The 18445-nt window shown below is 45.6% G+C and carries 16 protein-coding genes; 9 read left to right on the top strand and 7 right to left on the bottom strand.

The features are described from left to right. Window positions 1-45: 45 nt before the first annotated feature. The 5 genes from ABV001_RS01635 to ABV001_RS01655 all read right to left on the bottom strand — a co-directional run bounded on the left by ABV001_RS01635 (window position 46) and on the right by ABV001_RS01655 (window position 5768). On the bottom strand, window positions 46-2088 hold the full coding sequence (locus ABV001_RS01635; protein ID WP_352421199.1) for a TonB-dependent receptor plug domain-containing protein: 2043 nt from the start codon (window positions 2086-2088) through the stop codon (window positions 46-48). Between the two features lie 49 nt (window positions 2089-2137). Further along, window positions 2138-3478, bottom strand: a complete 1341-nt coding sequence (mgtE, locus tag ABV001_RS01640; RefSeq protein ID WP_352421200.1) for a magnesium transporter — start codon at window positions 3476-3478, stop codon at window positions 2138-2140. A 225-nt stretch (window positions 3479-3703) separates the two neighbouring features. Then, on the bottom strand, window positions 3704-4237 hold the full coding sequence (locus ABV001_RS01645) for an RsmD family RNA methyltransferase (RefSeq protein ID WP_352421201.1): 534 nt from the start codon (window positions 4235-4237) through the stop codon (window positions 3704-3706). Further along, window positions 4228-5043, bottom strand: coding sequence for a DUF3822 family protein (locus tag ABV001_RS01650; RefSeq protein ID WP_352421202.1), 816 nt, complete (start codon window positions 5041-5043; stop codon window positions 4228-4230). The genes ABV001_RS01645 and ABV001_RS01650 overlap by 10 nt, the downstream gene beginning before the upstream one ends. Before the next feature lie 20 nt (window positions 5044-5063). Continuing rightward, on the bottom strand, window positions 5064-5768 hold the full coding sequence (locus tag ABV001_RS01655; RefSeq protein WP_352421203.1) for a hypothetical protein: 705 nt from the start codon (window positions 5766-5768) through the stop codon (window positions 5064-5066). A 116-nt stretch (window positions 5769-5884) separates the two neighbouring features. On the opposite strand from ABV001_RS01655, the gene ABV001_RS01660 reads away from it, so the two are divergent. From ABV001_RS01660 to ABV001_RS01680, 5 genes are all read left to right on the top strand, one after another. Beyond that, entirely contained in the window at window positions 5885-7309 is a 1425-nt protein-coding gene (locus ABV001_RS01660; RefSeq protein WP_352421204.1) for an ATP-dependent DNA helicase, read from the top strand. 78 nt (window positions 7310-7387) lie between these two features. Beyond that, entirely contained in the window at window positions 7388-8221 is an 834-nt protein-coding gene (locus ABV001_RS01665) for a DUF8457 domain-containing protein (RefSeq protein ID WP_352421205.1), read from the top strand. Window positions 8222-8238: 17 nt separating this feature from the next. Continuing rightward, window positions 8239-8907, top strand: coding sequence for a 16S rRNA (cytidine(1402)-2'-O)-methyltransferase (rsmI, locus tag ABV001_RS01670; protein ID WP_352421213.1), 669 nt, complete (start codon window positions 8239-8241; stop codon window positions 8905-8907). A gap of 71 nt (window positions 8908-8978) precedes the next feature. Then, entirely contained in the window at window positions 8979-9833 is an 855-nt protein-coding gene (locus ABV001_RS01675) for a Cbp1 family collagen-binding glycoprotein adhesin (protein ID WP_352421206.1), read from the top strand. A 65-nt stretch (window positions 9834-9898) separates the two neighbouring features. Beyond that, complete coding sequence (locus ABV001_RS01680) at window positions 9899-10591, top strand: YjjG family noncanonical pyrimidine nucleotidase (RefSeq protein WP_352421207.1); 693 nt, start codon at window positions 9899-9901, stop codon at window positions 10589-10591. A gap of 55 nt (window positions 10592-10646) precedes the next feature. Here the strand turns inward: ABV001_RS01680 and ABV001_RS01685 are convergent, their stop codons facing one another. Then, on the bottom strand, window positions 10647-11912 hold the full coding sequence (locus ABV001_RS01685) for an arginine deiminase (protein WP_352421208.1): 1266 nt from the start codon (window positions 11910-11912) through the stop codon (window positions 10647-10649). Window positions 11913-12012: 100 nt separating this feature from the next. Between ABV001_RS01685 and ABV001_RS01690 the strand changes: the two genes are divergently transcribed. The 3 genes from ABV001_RS01690 (at window position 12013) to ABV001_RS01700 (ending at window position 16474) form a co-directional block, all read left to right on the top strand. Beyond that, window positions 12013-13020 carry a LacI family DNA-binding transcriptional regulator gene (locus tag ABV001_RS01690; protein WP_502929817.1) on the top strand — a complete coding sequence of 336 codons (1008 nt, stop codon included), beginning with the start codon at window positions 12013-12015 and terminating at the stop codon, window positions 13018-13020. Between the two features lie 372 nt (window positions 13021-13392). Further along, window positions 13393-14919: an MFS transporter gene (locus ABV001_RS01695; RefSeq protein ID WP_352421209.1), complete on the top strand. Its 1527-nt coding sequence runs from the start codon at window positions 13393-13395 to the stop codon at window positions 14917-14919. A 199-nt stretch (window positions 14920-15118) separates the two neighbouring features. Then, window positions 15119-16474 (top strand): alpha-amylase family glycosyl hydrolase, encoded by a 1356-nt coding sequence (locus ABV001_RS01700; protein ID WP_352421210.1) that lies wholly within the window; start codon window positions 15119-15121, stop codon window positions 16472-16474. On the opposite strand, the gene ABV001_RS01705 is transcribed toward ABV001_RS01700, so the two are convergent. Beyond that, complete coding sequence (locus ABV001_RS01705) at window positions 16462-16968, bottom strand: flavodoxin (protein WP_352421211.1); 507 nt, start codon at window positions 16966-16968, stop codon at window positions 16462-16464. The two genes, ABV001_RS01700 and ABV001_RS01705, sit on opposite strands and share 13 nt — an antisense overlap. 418 nt (window positions 16969-17386) lie before the next feature. On the opposite strand from ABV001_RS01705, the gene ABV001_RS01710 reads away from it, so the two are divergent. Then, on the top strand, window positions 17387-18445 hold a 1059-nt coding region (locus ABV001_RS01710), incomplete at its 3' end, for an NEW3 domain-containing protein (protein ID WP_352421212.1).

Below are 18445 nucleotides of genomic sequence, written 5' to 3' on the forward strand. Positions count from 1 at the left end.
ATCTCTCCTGCAGCAGCAATGCATTCTTACTGTTGAAAAATTAATTTAAAACCGTATACTTGCTCCTCCCGACAACCAGAATCCCGGCTGGGGAATGTTCCCGAAATCTACATGAGTAGTATTGAAAATATTGTTGGCATTGACAAACAGATCCACATGTGGAAACCTGTAACTGGCTTTCACGTCCAAAAGGGAGAAAGGTGTGAAATCTACCCGTTCCCCGGGCTGTGAATCTACATACTGCACATAAGATCCCTCTCTCTCCTGCCAGCGAAAATTCCACGACAGGCTGAGGTTTTTCAGCACATCGTGATGCAGTGCGGCGGTGAACTTGTAATGAAGAGGATTCAGGACATAATTGGATATCAATCCGCTTTCCACCATATTCTGGTCGAGAACCATAAATCCCATACTGAAGGAATGGAATGGCTGGTTTGCGCCGAACCACTCTTTGAGATCGAGCCCCAACGTGGCATCCAATCCTTTTGTATTGATCTTCGTGTGGTTTCTCGATTCCCACAGGGCATCGGAAGACGTTTTTACCCAGTCGATCATATTCCTCCCCTTCATATAAAAAGCGGCAATGCTACCCTTGATGACGGGATGGATATATTTCAGTCCGGTCTCGAATGCTTCCGACGTTTCGGCTTCAAGATTACTGTTGCCGGTATGGGTGGAAGTTGTATAATAGAGGTCGGTGAAAGTGGGCATACGGGTGGCTTTGTTCCAGGATGCGTAAAGTTTCAGCGACTTTGACGGTCTATATGACGCGTTCAGTGCGGGGTAGAGGTTGAATTTATCCACTACCGCCGTGTTGTAGTTCAGCAAGCCACCCACCGAGAGAGTGAACCGGTTAAAAATGAAATTGTGCTCCAGGAAATAGCTGATATTGGTGCGGCTATCGGATTTGGTGTACTTCCCGATAGTATCATCCATCGGCTTACCCAGCACGTTGCTCATAATACCTTCATTGCGAAACTCACCTCCAAAGCTGGTAATCCCCCATCGTGAAGCGTATTGCATGTTGAGGTTCATGCCAAAGACGTCGCTCCGGTGATAATTATGACCTTTATAAGTGGCGGGTATATCAGGCGTGCCATCGCGGTAGAGTTGAAATTCGTCATAGTGGCGACTCCAATAGATGTGTGGGATAAATTTGAGTCGCCCGCCGGTCTCACCACGTATGGAAGCAAAGATGCCCTGCGTATCATCAAACTGGTTAGGATGGGCAGCCGAATAAAAAGTGTTGGCTCCCTGTTTTTTGTCATTCAGTCCCGCCATGACGTCGAGATTTGAACCGTTGATATCGAACCGGCTTTGCCAGAGCAGGTTGACGATATTGTAATCACTGTTCGCGATATATCCGTCTGAGTGTTTATATCCTGCGGATAAGCTGTGCAAGGAGTTTTCAGTTTTATAAGCACCTCTTGCCTCTGCCCCAAAAAGCCCATACATACCGCCTTCTAATTTGGCAAAACCGTTTGACTCGGGGTCTTTCCGGGTGATGATATTCACCCCGCCGGAAAAGGCGCTGGCACCGAAGACCAATGAGGATGGCCCCTGTACGATCTCGATGCGTTCGATGTCGGAAAGGTTGATGGGAATGTCAAAACTGTAATGTCCTGTGTGAGGATTGGTGAGGTTTACACCGTTGAGGAGGATGGCTGTCTGGTCGAATGACCCGCCACGGAGGGAGATGTCCGCCTGTACGCCGTGCGGTCCGCGTTGCAGGATATCTACGCCTGCCACATAATTCAGGAGGTCTTCAATACTGCGAACGGGTGCCCGCTCAATTTCCTGTCTCGAGATAACGGTTACCTGCTTCGCTGCCAGGTTCAATGGCAGGTCGACCTTTGAAGCGGTAACCACCACTTCGTCCAATTCCGTGGGAGGAATGGAATCTGTGGATGTTTGGGTATATACCCGTTCCGCAGGCTCTACCGTAGTCGCATGGGCGCTTATCAACGCACAACCGGAGAGCACACCTATCGTGACTGTCTTGTGCAGGCTGTTGAAAACGCTGTACGACTTGCGGGCGAACCGTTTGAAACGAAATACCCTGGTCGTCTTGAATTGTTTTTTAAGCATATTCTATTTGATTTTGTAAGAATGCGGTGCAAAAATAAGAATAAAAACACTACAACCCAAAGAACCATTTAGCCATAGAGAAATAAATGAGTACACCCATTATATCGGCGATGGTGGTAATCATGGGTGCACTGGCCGTGGCAGGGTCTAATTTCATCCGTGTAAAGATAAGCGGCAACATCATACCTATCACACTGCCCACCATTACTGTGGCAACCATAGTGATGGCCACCACAGGAATAATGTCCGGTGCCCGGAAGGAGGCTATGAGAGACACTCCGGCCGCCATAGTTATCCCCAGCATCAAGGAAACTGTAAACTCTTTGCTCAGCAAACGTATCCAGTCCTGCCGTCGGACGTCGCCCATGGCCAGGGCACGGATCATTAGCGTGGCGGATTGTGATCCTGCATTCCCTCCGCTGTCTATCAGGAGAGGTAGGAAAAATACCAAAGCAACGACTGTTTCAATTACATTCTCAAATCGAGACATGGCATACCCTGAGAAAACATTCATAAACACCAGCACCATCAACCATCCTACCCGTTTCTTGTAAAGGAAGGAGACGGTAGCCAACACAGGATTGATAATGGCATCCTGAACTGCCCCAAATTTGTGGAAATCTTCCGTGTCTTCTTCTTCTGCCACATCAAAAATATCATCAATCGTAACAATACCGAGTAGTGTATTGGTACTGTCCACAACGGGTAAAGCTACACGATTGTAATCCTTAAAGACCTGTATGGCTGTTTCCTGATCATCAAAAGCGTTTAGTACCATAACTTTATGATCGATCAGGTCCTCTATCTTTTCATCCTGGCCGGCGAGTAATATATCGCGGATAGGGAGGTCGGCAATCAATCTCCAGTGCTGGTTTACCACATAAACCACTTCCAGGGTCTCGGCCTCTTTCCCGAAGCGGCGGATATGTTGCAATGTCTCCGCGACGGTAAAGTGGGACTTCACTGCCACATACTGGGGAGTCATCAATCGCCCGATACTCTCTTCGGGATATCCAAGAAGCTGCGTGGTTTTTTTCAGGTTTTCGGTGCTCAGCAACTGCATCAATTGTTGGGCCACTTTGCCGGGTAACTCCTCAAACAGTGCAGTACGGTCATCCGGATTCATGTCATTCATCAGGTCGGTAAGGCGTGATGCATGGTGCGCCAGCCCGTCGATGATTTCAACTTGCTTGTCGGGATGGAGTTCGCTGAAGACTTCTGTAGCTTCTTTCCCGGGAAGAAGGCGGAAAAGAATGATGGATTGAAATGGGTTGCTATGCTCAATGAGATAGGTAATATCGGGAACATCCAGTTTAATGAGTTCCGTTTTCAGGGTAGTCCATGCCCTCTCTTTTATGAGCTTCTGAAAATTGAATTGGGTATCTGTCATCACACTCTCCTTTCTACTTTGCCTGAAAGGAGGGTATTCACTTACAGGTCAAAGATTTTACATTGATTATATTTTCGGGAATCTTCGTCCATTTGACAATTTGTTATTAAAGTGTGGCAAATATACGCTATTTTTTTGGAATGGGCGGCAAAGGGCGGGCGAAAAAAGATAAAATGCCTCTTTTCTTTGGTCTGTGTAACAAAGCAGGATTAAAACAAAGCAGGATTAAAACTCAAAGAAGGAAAAATGTACATTTCCATATTTACGTTCTTCTTTGAAATGCGGGAGATGTGAGAAATTGAGGTTTTTGGAATGTTCCATGACAAAAAATCCCCCCTCCTTGACCAATTGTTGATTGATAATGATTTCGGGAATATTTCCCGCGGCGGGCAGATCATAAGGAGGATCGGCAAAGATGAAATCGAATGGTTGTTTGACTGATGGCAGGAATTTAAAAACATCCGCTTTTACCGGAAACAATTCCTTTGCTCCGAGTTTTTCCTGTGCCAGACAGATAAAGTTAAAGTGATTTTGGTTCTGCTCCACACTCATCACGTAGGGGCATCCCCTCGAAATCAATTCAAAAGCGATGCTGCCTGTGCCGGAAAAGAGATCCAAGGCCGTTATTTCTTCCCAGTCAAGGAGGTTGTTGAGCACATTAAAAAGCCCCTCTTTCGCGAAATCGGTAGTAGGGCGTGCCTTCAGGTTCGAGGGAACCTGGATTCTCCTGGATTTGTATTTTCCTCCGATTATACGCATAAGCCTGCTAATATATCAGTGGGAAGCGTGCTCTTCTGTTTTTCTGTCAATATCACTTTTGGACTCAACTCCAAATATTCTACCTGTCGTATCAGTTTTCTGAGCATATCAACTGTAGCCCTTTGGGAATCGGTGTCACCGGAAAGGATAAGCCTGTCCCTCGATTGATCGAAGCCCAGTTTTTCCCATACACTTGCGATAAAATAAATGGCCTCGTATGGGTCTATTGCCTGAAACGTATTTATAGAAAGTAGTTGTTTCCCTGAGAAAGAGATAATAGTGACATAATTGTCGTGAAAATCGGCGAAGCAACACTTTCCGGTTTCATTATCCCTTTGATACATAAATAGTTGGGTGAGAAGAGAAGAGTGATGATGGAATGCGGGGTTCCATAAATTCCGTGAAAGGAATGAATATACCTCTTCATCGATATTGAAGAGGGTTTGGAGATCATTGCCCGGTGTATTATCTGTGAGAACAATCCCCTTTGCTTCATGAAAATTGAAACGGAAGAGCTCTTCAACCCGCTTCTTTTCAAAGTATGCTTCGGGAACAAGTGTATGGAAAGGAGAAACGACTATCACTCTAATCTGATTGAATGCCTGGCTGAAAAAGCCGAAGTCAAAAATCAGCTTCTTGATATTATCTATATAGGAGAGTTTGCCGCTTAGTCCGGTTTCCTGAAAATGAAAAATAGTAGGGTCTCCCGGACAATAAATACAAAAAGAAAATCCATTCGGCAACAGCCGAATGGATAAATTGTATCTTTCCGAATATGCCAGATCGATATTTTCAGGTAAAAACATAGATTGATGCCGGGAGGTTTTTATTCCCAGTTACCTGCATTATTGTTGGCCACTTCAAGTGAGCCTACCTGCATTCCGGGATATCTGTTACCCGGACGATCAAGCACTTCCTGGATTTTCCGATCCACTAACCTTTTGTCAAGATCTTCTAAATAGACCGAGTAGGGTGTTTTTGCTTCGAATACCTGGATGGGGTAACCTGATGCTGTAATCAGTGAGTCGACTCCCATCTCGAATTTAACGCCATTCCCATAAGGTACGAATGCCAGAGAATCGGCGGAGAAATTGCGGCGATTCGGATACAAGACCCCACTGGCAGGGGAGTAGATAGAATCTCTCACTAATTGGGGTGCATTCTTTGTTTCATCCCAAAGACCGGCGTCCTTTATGGCTTTTTCGTTTCCTGATCTGATAATCTGCATAGCTTTTGCTTCTGTCATACCTGCTTCCAACTGAGCCTCGGTGAGATCCCCTGCTTTTACTACAGTAGCAATTCTCCCATCTTTTACGAACTGGGTTAGTGTGTCAAAACTGGCTGTGTAAGAACCGGATTGGGCGCGCAGGGCAACCTGTGCAGTACGGATATCCACCAGGCGCTGGATAACTGCTTTGTCACGTTTTGCTACTTCAGCATCAAAATCAACCTGTCCTTGGATACTTCTCCAGCTGACATAAGCCAAAAGAATAATGGCCACTGCTAAAAGCACTCTCATTACAACTTTCATGGACTTTTCCTTTTTAATATTTATACTGTTTTAATTCTGATTTTCTGATTTTAGACTACAAATTTAGAAAAAGAATGATAATTGTGCTACTTTTACGGGAAAAAATACCAAAAAAAATGGTAAATCGGTTTTTTATTGAGAAAATCGGAGAGAATTTCCCGTTTAACTTCACGGATGACCAGGAGAAAGCGCTGGAAAAGATTGCAGGTTTTCTTTTTTCAGGGATCGACGATCATGTTTTTTTACTGACAGGGTATGCAGGTACGGGAAAATCCTCACTGATCGGTAGTCTTGTGAAGACGATGAACGAGTTCAGGCAAAAGACCGTCTTACTGGCCCCTACCGGCAGGGCGGCTAAGGTTTTTTCGGGTTATGCTGCCCAGCAAGCATTTACTATCCATAAAAAAATATACCGTCAACAGAAATTTGCGGAAGGATCACCCCGTTTTTCGCTTTCCGAGAATCTGCATAAGCATACTCTTTTCATTGTGGATGAAGCCTCGATGATCAGTAATGAATCGCCCGATTTCTCTGTTTTCGGAACAGGTCGATTATTGGACGACCTGATAGAATATGTCTATTCCGCACAAGGATGCAGGATACTGTTTGTGGGTGACAGTGCCCAGTTGCCACCGGTAAAACAGGAAAACAGTCCGGCACTCGATAGGGATATGCTACGTTCATATTCCCTGCAGGTAACGGAGGCGACACTCACCCAAATCGTACGCCAGCAGGAAGAGTCGGGTATACTGTATAATGCAACCATGCTAAGGAATGCGCTGAGGGCTCAGTTGACGGAAGGGTATCCGAAATTGAAGGTGGACGGTTTTGCCGATGTAGCGCGCATTACCGGGACAGAGTTGATCGATGAGATAGCCTCCGCTTATCAAAGCGATGGTATGGAGGAGACCATTGTCATATCCCGCTCCAATAAACGGGTGAATGCCTATAATAATGGAATCAGGAATAGGGTATTGTACCGTGAAGAGGAGATCTCTGCGGGAGACATCCTCATGATCACCAAGAATAACTACTTCTGGATAGAGGACTATGTACATCTTGATTTTCTGGCGAACGGTGAGTTTGTGGAAGTACAGCGTGTCAGGGGTGAGGAAGAGATGTATGGGTTCAGGTTCTGTAATGTGTTATTGTATCATCGGGATTATGAAATTGAATTTGAAGCGAAAATCATTCTTGATGTGTTACATACCGAAGTTCCCGGCCTTACGCGGGAACAGAATGACCAACTCTTTTTTAATGTGATGGAAGATTATGCCGATATACCCCGTAAGCGGGAAAGATATAAGAAGGTGAAATTGAATCCATGGTTCAATGCCTTACAGGTGAAGTACGGGTATGCCGTTACCTGCCATAAGGCGCAGGGAGGAGAATGGAAGAATGTATTCCTTGATCTGGGATATATCCAGCAATCTTATATGGGTGAGAACTTTTACCGGTGGCTTTATACCTCTATTACCCGTAGTGCAAGGAAGTTATTTCTTGTGAATTTGCCGGATGATTTTGTGGCACTTGCCAAATAATGATTACTTTTGTGAGTTGTAAAACGGGCTCATTACTCAAGTGAGCCTGTAGTGGAAGTCACAGAAAAAAGATGTCAGATGTCGATAAAAAGGAATGAATATATTGATCAGCTTTTGAGTGATCTGAAATTATTGGAACAAGGCCTCCTTTCTGTCAAAGAAAACGATACGCTGCCTTTCTCATTTTTCAGTGCCTCTTTCGACCGGGTAGAGAAGATTTCACGGTCGCTTCATGAACTGGAGCTAATGCAGATCGGGGAGATGAAAGAACAGATGGAGCGGTTAGTACAATTCTTGTCAGAATCGGACGGACGGGGCAATCCTGTCAGGGAAGCAGAACCTTCACCGAAAGAAGAGACGGAGCCCTCACCGAAAAAAGAGACGGAGCCTTCACCGAAAAAAGAGACGGAACCCTCACCGAAAGAAGAATCAGAAGTATCTGAAAACAGGGAAGGAATGATGGATAGTCGGCCAAGCCACGCGTATCAATCGGAGGTGCCGATGCAACCCGGACAATCCGAATTGCCGGAAATACCTTCTCAGGAAACGTGTGAGACAGCTATAAAAGAAGAAAGAGTGAGCTTTACAGGAAAAATCATTTTGCCTGAATACCGCGATCCGCGAATAAGTGAAATGGGGGAAAAGCAGATCACACGTTCTTTGAATGATACAATCCAGGTACCTCCTGCTTTACTGGATTTGAAACGGGGAATCAGTCTTAACGATCGTTTTCTGTTCCAGAGGGAGTTGTTCAATAACAGTCGGTCGGAGATGGATAGCGTAGTGGAGGCGTTAAATAAACTGGGTAGTTTTGACGAAGCTGAAAACTATTTGAAGAATGAGAAGAATTGGAATTTCGAAAATCAAACAGTAAAGGAGTTCCTCCTGATTATTAAAAAAGGGTTTGAGTGAGTGCAAAAGCAGTGAACATGGGAAGACTGTATATAGTGCCCACACCGATAGGTAATTTGGAAGATATGACGCTGAGAGCGATCAGAATACTGAAGGAATGTGATCTGCTGCTGGCGGAAGATACACGCACCAGCGGTAAACTGTTGAAGCATTTCGGTATAGAAACTCACATGCAGTCTCACCATAAATTCAATGAACATCGGGCGGTGGCGCATATCGTGGAGAGGATAAAAACAGGAGATTGTATCGCTTTGATATCGGATGCCGGTACGCCATCCATCTCCGACCCCGGCTTTTTGCTTGTACGTGCTTGTGTGCAGGAAGGGATAGAGGTTGAGTGTCTTCCCGGGGCGACCGCTTTTGTGCCTGCCCTTGTGGAATCGGGGTTGGCATCCGATCGTTTTTGCTTTGAAGGCTTTCTTCCACAGAAAAAAGGAAGACAAACCCGGTTGAAGCAATTGTCGGATGAAAGCCGTACTATGATTTTCTATGAATCACCGTATCGGGTGGTGAAAACGCTCTCCCAACTGGCCGAAAATATGGGCGATGATCGTCCGGCTTCGGTGTCGAGAGAGATATCGAAACTCTATGCGGAAACGCTAAGAGGTACTCTTGGTGAGTTAATCTCCCATTTTACCGGGAATGAACCAAGGGGAGAATTTGTTATTGTAGTGGCAGGAAAATAAAAGTAACATCTACAAATCAAACTATTTTATTGAGTCAATCGTTAATTAAAGAAGAAAAATTATTTAATCGTATGAAAAAGATTGGAATACTGTTTTTTGTCATCGGACTCATTGTCTCATGTACAAATGTAAGAGAATCGAAGGAGTATAAAGAGCTTCAGGCGCAGCGTGATTCTTTGTTGCAGCAGTCTGCAGGGACGGAAGCTGAGGCCGCTGAAATGATGGCTGTGATCAGCGAGGTGGAGGACAATTTCGCCAGGATCAGGGAAGCGGAAAAATATATCTCCACACAATCGGCGCAGGGAGGGGAAATGAATCAGGCTACCCGCGACAAGGTGAATGATAATTTCAAGATGATTAACGAGATCCTTCAACGGAACAAGACCCAGCTGGATGAACTGAATAGGAAATATAGCGGAAGTAACAAGGAGATAGCTTCGTTGAAGAATACCATTAACCGGTTGAATAACGAGATGAAGGAGAGTTCAGCACGTCTGGTAGAATTGCAGACCCAACTGGCGCAGAAAGATGAGCAAATCACCCAACTTTCGCAGGATATTGCGTCCCTTGCCGTGGAAGCTGAACAGCAATCACACACTATCCGGGAACAGGACCGCTCATTGCATACCGCGTATTACGTTTTTGGTACGGCCAGCGAGCTGAAAGACCAGAAGATACTGTCCGGTGGATTTCTCCAGCAGACACGTGTGTTGCAGGATACATTCAATAAGGATTATTTCCTGAAGATAGATGTGCGTGAGGTCACTGAAATACCATTGTACTCCTCGAAAGGAAAACTTTGGTCTACCCATCCTGAAGGGACCTATGAGTTTGTAAAAGGGAGTGATGGAAATCTCACTTTCCTGATTACCGATACCCAGCGTTTCTGGAGCCTCACGAAATACCTGATTATTGAAGTGAACTGATAACAATAAATTTAAAAAAATAAACGTCGCGGAGTGGCTTCAGGCCACTCCGTGATCTTTTACGAATGCAATATAAAAATCTTTTTATAGATCTGGACGATACCCTCTGGGATATCCATAGAAACGGGAAAGAGTGTCTGGAGGAGATTTATCGTGATTACGGATACGAAGAGTTCTATCCTACGTTCGAAGCTTATTATGATGTCTATATGCCCGGCAATCACCACCTGTGGGGATTATACAGGCAGGGGGAGATCACCAAAGAAGCACTTATTGTGGAGCGATTCCTGGCACCGGTGAGGGCGTTCGGGATTGAAGACCCGGACTATGCAAAGAGATTGAGCGACGATTTTCTGGAAAGGACCACCCGCAAAACGAGGCTGATCAATGGAACACTGGAACTGTTGGATTACCTGAAACCTAAATACCGGATGCATATTCTCTCTAACGGATTCAGGGAGGTGCAATTCAAAAAGATCGAAAATTCAGGACTAAAGTCCTATTTTGATAAGATAATCCTTTCTGAGGATGCAGCCATCAATAAGCCACACCCCGATATATTTACCTATGCACTGAAAAATACCAATTCCCGGCGCGACCAGACAGTGATGATCGGCGACAGTTGGGATGCCGATATCATAGGGGCATATCAAAGCCGGATTGCACAGATATGGTTTAATCCCGAAGGGATATCCCCGGATGGTTTTGAACCTACTTATACCGTGCGGACACTGGAAGAAATAAAGGAGATTCTGTAGTTATTCGGTTGTTATTCAGTTGTTATTCAGTTGTTGTTCAGTGGTTATTCGGTTGTTATTCAATTGTCCTCCGTAGCGGCATGGTCATACACCTTGGGCCACCCCCACCGCGGGGCAGCTCCGATCCTTCCAGGGTAATCACGCAATTGCCCGAGGAAGCAATATCCCGCTGACCGTTGATGATATCGGCGGCTTTCACCACTTCAAACCCGTTCTTGTTCAACTCTTCCAATGTGTGGATATTCCGTGCATAGGAAATCACTTTGCCGGGAGCAAGTGCTAAAAAATTGGCACCGCTATGCCACTGTTCCCGTTCCTGATCCCAATCGTCGGATTTGCCGCCGCATACTATCGGCAGCAGGTCGATCCCCAATTTCCGTAGGAGGCTCAGGATGCCGCTTGCTGAAGAGATTTTCGTCACTTTGCCATTGTCAATCTGCATGTGTACAGTCTGATAGGGAGTGTTGTTCATGATCAACGGTTTGTAAACCATCGCCTTGTCGTCGTCAAGCATCGTGAAGACCATGTCGAGATGGATGAACGATTCAGGTGATTCCGGTAGTTGTTGCACGATAATATGTTTTTTCCCCGAACCGGTTTTGCAGAATTCCCGTGTCAGCAGGTCAATCCCCTGGGTGCTTGTCCTCATCCCATTGCCAATCAATAGGATATCTTCCCGTATTACCAGGATGTCTCCACCTTCCATTTTTGCCATAGGGTCGTTTTGTGACAGGTCATAACCATTCACCACATTTCCATTGAAAAAGAGGTTGCTTTTGAAAATAGCATCCATAATCAGTGATTCCCGTATACGAACACTGTTGGCCATCTTGCAGACCAGTGCGTTATTCCCGATAACGGCCGAGGGGTCGCGCGTGAAATAATAGTTGTAGAGCGGTTTCAGCGCGTAATATTCATCACGCAGGAAATCGGTCAGGGTGTTCACCCTGAGGGGAAGTCCCTCAATCAGTACTTTGGTGAGATTGGGGACAGGGAGATCCATCAGGTAATCAATATATTCCATTGCCTGTTCCGTGGTACATACCCTGCGGACCAGATCGTCTTTCAGATGCTCCTGTTCCAATACCTCTGCCAGCAGGTCCGCCACTTCGTAAACAGCTGATGTTTTTTTCAATACGGCCAGCAGTTGGTCATATTCCCTGCGGGCAATGGAAAGGTTCAGGATGTCGCTGTATAAAGCCCTCTGTGCATGCCGGGGAGTCATATTCTCCACCTCGGCACCGGGGTAATGAACCAGTACGGCTTCCAGTTTTCCCGTCTCGGACTGGATCTGGAGTGTGCATTTTCTGTTCTCGGTCATATCCATAAACTCATTATTAAGACAAAAGTAGGAAATATCTGTTGCTTTCTATCCTTTTTTTGTTTATTTTTGAGGTGAACTATTTTGTAAAGATATTTGTATGGGACAAATAACCCTGAAAGATATTGCCCAGGCTCTTAATCTCTCTCCATCCACCGTTTCAAGGGCGATGAAAAATCATCCTGCTATCAGTGTGGATACAAGAAGGCTTGTGCAGAAATATGCGGAAGAACACAGGTACAAACCCAATGCCCTGGCTATGCAACTCCGTACAAAGCGTAATAATACCATCGGAGTCATTGTGCCTGAAATCGTGCATTATTTTTTTTCTACAGTACTTTCAGGAATTCAGCAGGAGGCTGAGAGTGAAGGATACAAACTTCTTTTTTGCCATTCACAGGAAGATTATGAACGGGAAGTGAAAAGCGTGGAAACTCTTCTTGATGCCCGGGTGTGTGGTATTTTGGCTTCACAGTCGAAAGAAACACAGCAATATGGGCATTTTCAGGAGATCATCGATAATAACATTCATCTTGTTTTTTTTGATCGGATCTGTACGGGGATCAATACGGACAAGGTGGTTGTGGATGACTATGCGGGCGCCTTTCATGCAGTGGAACATCTCATAGGAACCGGGTGTCAGCGGATTGCTTTTCTTGGCTCTTCTCCGTCGATGCCTATCGCCAACAATCGGCGTATGGGGTATGAAGATGCGTTACGCAAACATAAACTTCCTATCCCAAAAGAGATGAGCCGGGTTTGTGATACCATTGATATGGCAAAGGAAGTGGTTCCTCAGATGTTGCAACTCAACCCGCATCCGGATGCCTTCTTCTGTGTGAATGACGAGGTGGCTGCCTATTGTGTCCAAATCGCAAAATCTGCCGGTTATACAATACCGGAGGAGATATCGGTGTGCGGTTTTACCAACAGTTATATCACCGAAGTGACGGATCCCACGCTGACTTCGGTGGACCAGCATGGATTCGAGATGGGAAAAGTCGCTGCCCGATTGTTGATTAACCGTATTGAAGGCAAAGAAACAAAACCCGGTATCGTTAGTCGGGTGATCAAGACCGACCTGGTGATTAAGGGATCTACTCGGTAGTTATTCGGTAGTAATTCGATTGTTATTCAGTGGTTATTCAATTGTTATTCAGTGGTAATTCGATTGTTATTCAGTGGTAATTCGATTGTACTATTCCGCAAAGCGGGAAATAACAGCGCAACTGAATAACGTGAGCGAAGCGATCTAATAACAATTGAATAACGCGAAGCGAATAACGCACGAAGTGCAAATAACGGCGCAGCCGAATAACAATTGAATAGAATAACGGCGTAGCCGAATAACGATTGAATAGAAACGGCGCAGCGGATAACAATCGATTGCATAAAAAAAATGGGTAATTTTCCAGAAGAATTGTTTATCGCTACCGGTAGAAGTGTACATTTACTTCTCTAAATTTATATCATTGATAACATGAAGAAAAGGCATTTATCTTTTTGGGAGATCTGGAACATGAGTTTCGGGTTTTTGGGTATTCAATTCGGTTTTGCTTTGCAGAACGCGAACGTGAGCCGTATTTTTGAAACACTCGGAGCAAGGGTGGAAGATATACCCATCCTGTGGATTGCGGCACCCATCACCGGATTGATCGTGCAACCCATCATCGGGCATTTGAGCGATAAGACCTGGAACCGTTTCGGACGACGACGCCCTTATTTCATGATAGGTGCTCTTTTCACTACGTTGGCGCTGTTCTTTATGCCGAACTCCCCCTCCCTGTGGATCGCTGCCGGGATGCTATGGATCATGGATGCCTCCATCAATATCTCCATGGAGCCATTCAGGGCGTTTGTGGGAGATAATCTCCCTACCGAACAGCGGACGATGGGATTTGCCATGCAGAGTTTTTTTATCGGTACCGGGGCTGTAGTGGCTTCGGCATTACCCTATATGCTGACCAACTGGTTTGGTGTCCCCAATATAGCTGAAGAGGGGAGCATCCCGCAGTCGGTAAAACTTTCATTCTACATTGGCGGCGTAGTACTCCTTTTATCAGTGCTTTATACCGTTTTTACATCGAAAGAATATTCTCCGGAAGAATTGGTTGCCTTTGAGGAGGAGAAGGAGAGAGTCTCCGGGGTGAAAGCAGAAATAAAAACTCCGGTGTCCTCATCCCAATTTTTAAAAAACGGAGTTATATGGACGGCAATAGGTCTTGCCGCCACTTTGCTGATCCTATTTACCGATTTGGGAAATCAAAACGGACAGCTTTATATCGTGGGAGGGCTGCTGCTTATTTTTGGCCTTATACTGATTATCTCCGGCCTTATCAGGGATAAGTCGGGCGAACCGGCCGGACTGGTGGGGATCATGAATGACCTGTTGCATATGCCCAGGACGATGGGACAATTGGCGGTGGTGCAATTCTTTTCCTGGCTGGCATTTTATGCCATGTGGATATATACTACACCGGCCATTACGCAACATGTGTACGGTACGACCGATTCCACAACGGAATTGTACAATCAGGGTGCTAATTGGGTGGGAGTGTTGTTTGCCGTGTATAACGCAGTCTCGGCTTTAAGCGCCTTTCTCTTACCCCTGATTGCCCGCCAGATAGGACGGAAAGCTACCCATGCAGTGGCATTGGCATTGGGAGGGATTTCCTTCATATCGCTTTATTTTATCACAGATCCCAATATGTTGCTTATCCCGATGATAGGAGTGGGATTCGCCTGGGGTAGCATCCTCTGTATGCCTTATGCGATCCTTACCGGGGCTTTGCCTGCAGCTAAAATGGGTACTTACATGGGCATATTCAATTTCTTTATCGTGATTCCACAGATACTGGCGGCAAGTATTTTGGGTTCTATTACCCGGGACCTGTTTCATGGACAAGTGATACTGACTATGGTGCTTGCCGGTTTTTCCCTTATCCTGGGAGGACTTTCCGTATTCTTTGTACAGGACAGGGATGATGTCTACCGACTGAAGAAGTGATTAGGCAGAACAGTGGGGGACTGGAGGACTGGAGGACTGGAGGACTGGGAGACTTCAGACTTCTTCACTTTCCACTTTCCAGTTTCCAGTTTTTAGTTTTTTATTCTTAGTTTTTAGTTTTCCATTCTTAGTTTTCCATTTTTAGTTCTAAAAATCTTGATTCTTTGTTCTAATAGTCTTGTCTCTCAATAAAAAACAGATGAAAAAAATATTTCTATTATTGCTTGTGCCGGCACTGTTGATGGCGTGCGGTAATCAAAACCGGCGGCAGGGGAACGTAACCGGAGCCAAAAGCGCGCATCCGGAATGGGCGTACAATGCGGTAATATATGAAGTGAATACCCGGCAATATACGCCGGAAGGTACTTTCAGGGCTTTTTCGGAACATCTGCCCAGGTTACAGGAGATGGGGGTGAACATCCTTTGGTTTATGCCAATACAATCCATTGGAGAAGAAGACAGGAAAGGAACATTGGGCAGTTATTATTCCATCAAGGATTATACCGGAGTAAACAACGAATTTGGAACGTTGGAGGATTTTAAGTCAGTCGTTCAACAGGCGCAGGATAGGGGGATGAGAGTGATCCTCGACTGGGTAGCCAACCATACTTCCCGGGATGCCGTATGGGTGGATGCCCATCCCGATTGGTACGTGCGGGATAGTCTGGGTAACTTGAATATCATGTATGACTGGACTGATATCGCGCAATTGGATTATTCTGTTCCCGGGATGCGGGAAGCAATGATAGAGGCGATGAAATTCTGGATCCGGGAGACCGGTATCGACGGGTTCCGTTGTGATGTGGCCGGTGAAATCCCCACCGATTTCTGGGAGGCGGCAAAAGATTCACTGATTCTTCTTAATCCCGATATTTTCATGCTGGCCGAAGCGGAAAAGCCGGAACTGAACGAATCGGTGTTCGATGCATACTATGCATGGGATTTCCATCACAAGATGAATAGAGTGGCACAAGGGAAAGAGCCGGTCGATTCATTGCGGGTTGCCCTGCAAAGGATGAACGACCGTTTTTCATCCCATGCCATACCGATGTATTTTACTTCTAATCATGATGAGAATTCTTGGAACGGCACCGAGTTCGAACGGATGGGTGAAGCGGCAAGATCGTTTGCCGTACTGACCTATATGCTTCCCGGGATGCCTTTAATATATAGTGGGCAGGAAGTGGGATTGGATCACCGGTTGGAATTTTTCGAAAAAGACCTTATCGAATGGAAGGATAAGGGTGGATTCAGCGGATTTTATAGAGAGTTGAACTCGTTCAAAAAGAAACATAAGGCTTTATTAGCCCAGGAGCAAGACGGAGAGATGACAGAAATAGCCAACGACTCTCCCGGAAGCGTCTGGTCGTTCAGGCGTGTGAATAAGGAAAACGAGGTGGTTTGTGTTTTCAATCTCAGCGGGAAAACGGTAAACGTGAAATTTAACGGGAAAGTGCCGGGCAAAGGCTTTTCTTCTTTTCCCGGTGATTCCAAGGCACTTCCCGTGGATGAAATGAAACTGAACCCCTGGGAATACAGGGTCTACTCGAAATAGGGTTTCAGAGTTTCCAGCCAGTTGACGATACGCTCTTCGGTCAACTCAGGCTCATAATCATCATCCAACGGCAGTCCTACAAATTTCCCGTCTTTGAATGCTCTGGAGTATTCAAAATCATATCCTTCGGGAGATACCTCACCTATGACGGTAGCCCCTTTCTGAACGACGATTTCATACAATATGCCTATCGCATCCACATATGAACTGGGATAAATAGATGCGTCACCTAGTCCAAAAATGGCGATGGTCTTTTCTGACAAATCCAGCTTTTCAAACTTGGGATAGAAATCATTCCAATCGTCCTGTAAGTCCTGTACGCCCCAGGTGGACACACCCAGGATCAATACGTCATGGGTAAGGAACGGCGTTTCATCGCCTTCATAGATATCTACAAGGGTGGGAGAGTAATCAGCCAACAGTTCGGCCATCTTTTCCGCCGCATTCTTGGTGTGTTCGGTGCTCGAACCGTAAATAATCGCGATAGACTTCATAAGAGAATATTTTTATGTGATTTTATCCAGTTAATCACGCAAAGTTAATATAAGTTTTAAAACAGCCAAAACCCATATATCCGATTCCCTCCTGTCATGATAGGCGGCATGACGCTTCCCCTCCTTATCTTTCTGTTTTTTAGAAATATTTAAATGTCATCACGGACCTTTTTTGTAAAAAATAACAGCTTCGCTTTTTTCTTCTTCTTAACTTTGTATCGCTGTTTTCGCAGCTTTCATTCTGAATAACAGTTTTATTTTTTGACTGGTTCTCTTTGATCAGTATTTTTTGATGCATGCCCTTGGGGGCGTTGCATTAATATTTTTGCGGTATAGGCAATAAAATTCTATTATAATATATCGTAATTGTGAATGAGCTATGATGAAATGTAGATTGAAATTTTGGATGATTTTTTTTATGGGCTTCACGGCCCTCATGCATGCGGAAGAGATTGAAAAGCAGATGCTACTCTACACACCTTACACCAGGATTTCTGTTCCGCCGGGAGAAACCATCAATTACAGTATCGACATTGTGAATGAGACGGAGCGTCTCAAAAATCCCGATATTTCCGTCAGCGGCATACCCCGCGGATGGGAATGGGAAGTGACATCGGGCAGTTATATCGTCACACAGCTTGCCGTCATGCCCAATGATAAAAAATCGTTTAACCTTCAGGTGACAGTCCCCCTGCAGGTGAACAAGGGAACCTATCGTTTTATGGTGCGTGCGGGAGAAGCTGAACTGCCTCTCTCGGTGACGGTATCCTCGCAAGGGACTTTTAAAACCGAGTTCACCACTGGTCAACCCAATATGCAGGGCAATGCCAAGTCGAATTTCAACTTCAATGCCAATCTGAACAACAAGACTGCGGAAACGCAGCTTTATGCCTTGATGGCGACCGCGCCACGGGGGTGGAATGTTGTTTTCCGCGCAGGAGGAAAACAGGCCACGTCGGCACAGGTGGAGCCGAACACCACGGAGAATATCAGCATTGAGATCACACCGCCGGGAAACGTGGAGGCGGGAACCTATAAAATCCCTGTGCAGGCGACCACCGGAAGCACTTCCGACGAATTGGAACTCGAAGTTGTGGTGACCGGGTCTTACGATATGGAGCTTACTACTCCCAGGGGGTTGTTAAGTTCGGACATCACGGCCGGAGATACAAAACGTATTGATTTGGTAGTAAACAATGCCGGATCGGCAGAGTTGAAGGATATAAAACTGTCGTCGAACAAACCCGTCGATTGGGAAGTGAGCTTTGAACCGGCTTCTGTGGAGACGTTAAAGGCCGGTGAGACCGCCAATATCCAAGCGGTTGTCAGGGCTTCTAAAAAAGCTATCCCCGGCGATTATGTGTTGAATATCAGTGCTAATACGCCTGAGGTAAACAAAAGTGCCAGTTTCAGGATGACCGTGAAAACACCGCTGCTCTGGGGATGGATAGGTGTAGTAATTATTCTGGCAGTAGCA

The sequence above is a fragment of the Proteiniphilum sp. genome, from assembly GCF_040307845.1.
Taxonomy (GTDB): domain Bacteria; phylum Bacteroidota; class Bacteroidia; order Bacteroidales; family Dysgonomonadaceae; genus Proteiniphilum.

What these genes read in the sequence shown, in the direction of transcription:
- rsmI (WP_352421213.1), top strand. Translation starts at nt 8,239, where the DNA reads ATGGGAAGACTGTATATAGTGCCCACACCGATAGGTAATTTGGAAGAT.
- ABV001_RS01685 (WP_352421208.1), bottom strand. Translation starts at nt 11,912, where the DNA reads ATGACCGAGAACAGAAAATGCACACTCCAGATCCAGTCCGAGACGGGA.
- ABV001_RS01665 (WP_352421205.1), top strand. Translation starts at nt 7,388, where the DNA reads ATGTCGATAAAAAGGAATGAATATATTGATCAGCTTTTGAGTGATCTG.
- ABV001_RS01675 (WP_352421206.1), top strand. Translation starts at nt 8,979, where the DNA reads ATGAAAAAGATTGGAATACTGTTTTTTGTCATCGGACTCATTGTCTCA.
- ABV001_RS01695 (WP_352421209.1), top strand. Translation starts at nt 13,393, where the DNA reads ATGAAGAAAAGGCATTTATCTTTTTGGGAGATCTGGAACATGAGTTTC.
- ABV001_RS01650 (WP_352421202.1), bottom strand. Translation starts at nt 5,043, where the DNA reads ATGTTTTTACCTGAAAATATCGATCTGGCATATTCGGAAAGATACAAT.
- ABV001_RS01660 (WP_352421204.1), top strand. Translation starts at nt 5,885, where the DNA reads ATGGTAAATCGGTTTTTTATTGAGAAAATCGGAGAGAATTTCCCGTTT.
- ABV001_RS01705 (WP_352421211.1), bottom strand. Translation starts at nt 16,968, where the DNA reads ATGAAGTCTATCGCGATTATTTACGGTTCGAGCACCGAACACACCAAG.
- ABV001_RS01700 (WP_352421210.1), top strand. Translation starts at nt 15,119, where the DNA reads ATGAAAAAAATATTTCTATTATTGCTTGTGCCGGCACTGTTGATGGCG.
- ABV001_RS01690 (WP_502929817.1), top strand. Translation starts at nt 12,013, where the DNA reads ATGGGACAAATAACCCTGAAAGATATTGCCCAGGCTCTTAATCTCTCT.
- ABV001_RS01635 (WP_352421199.1), bottom strand. Translation starts at nt 2,088, where the DNA reads ATGCTTAAAAAACAATTCAAGACGACCAGGGTATTTCGTTTCAAACGG.
- ABV001_RS01680 (WP_352421207.1), top strand. Translation starts at nt 9,899, where the DNA reads ATGCAATATAAAAATCTTTTTATAGATCTGGACGATACCCTCTGGGAT.
- mgtE (WP_352421200.1), bottom strand. Translation starts at nt 3,478, where the DNA reads ATGACAGATACCCAATTCAATTTTCAGAAGCTCATAAAAGAGAGGGCA.
- ABV001_RS01645 (WP_352421201.1), bottom strand. Translation starts at nt 4,237, where the DNA reads ATGCGTATAATCGGAGGAAAATACAAATCCAGGAGAATCCAGGTTCCC.
- ABV001_RS01655 (WP_352421203.1), bottom strand. Translation starts at nt 5,768, where the DNA reads ATGAAAGTTGTAATGAGAGTGCTTTTAGCAGTGGCCATTATTCTTTTG.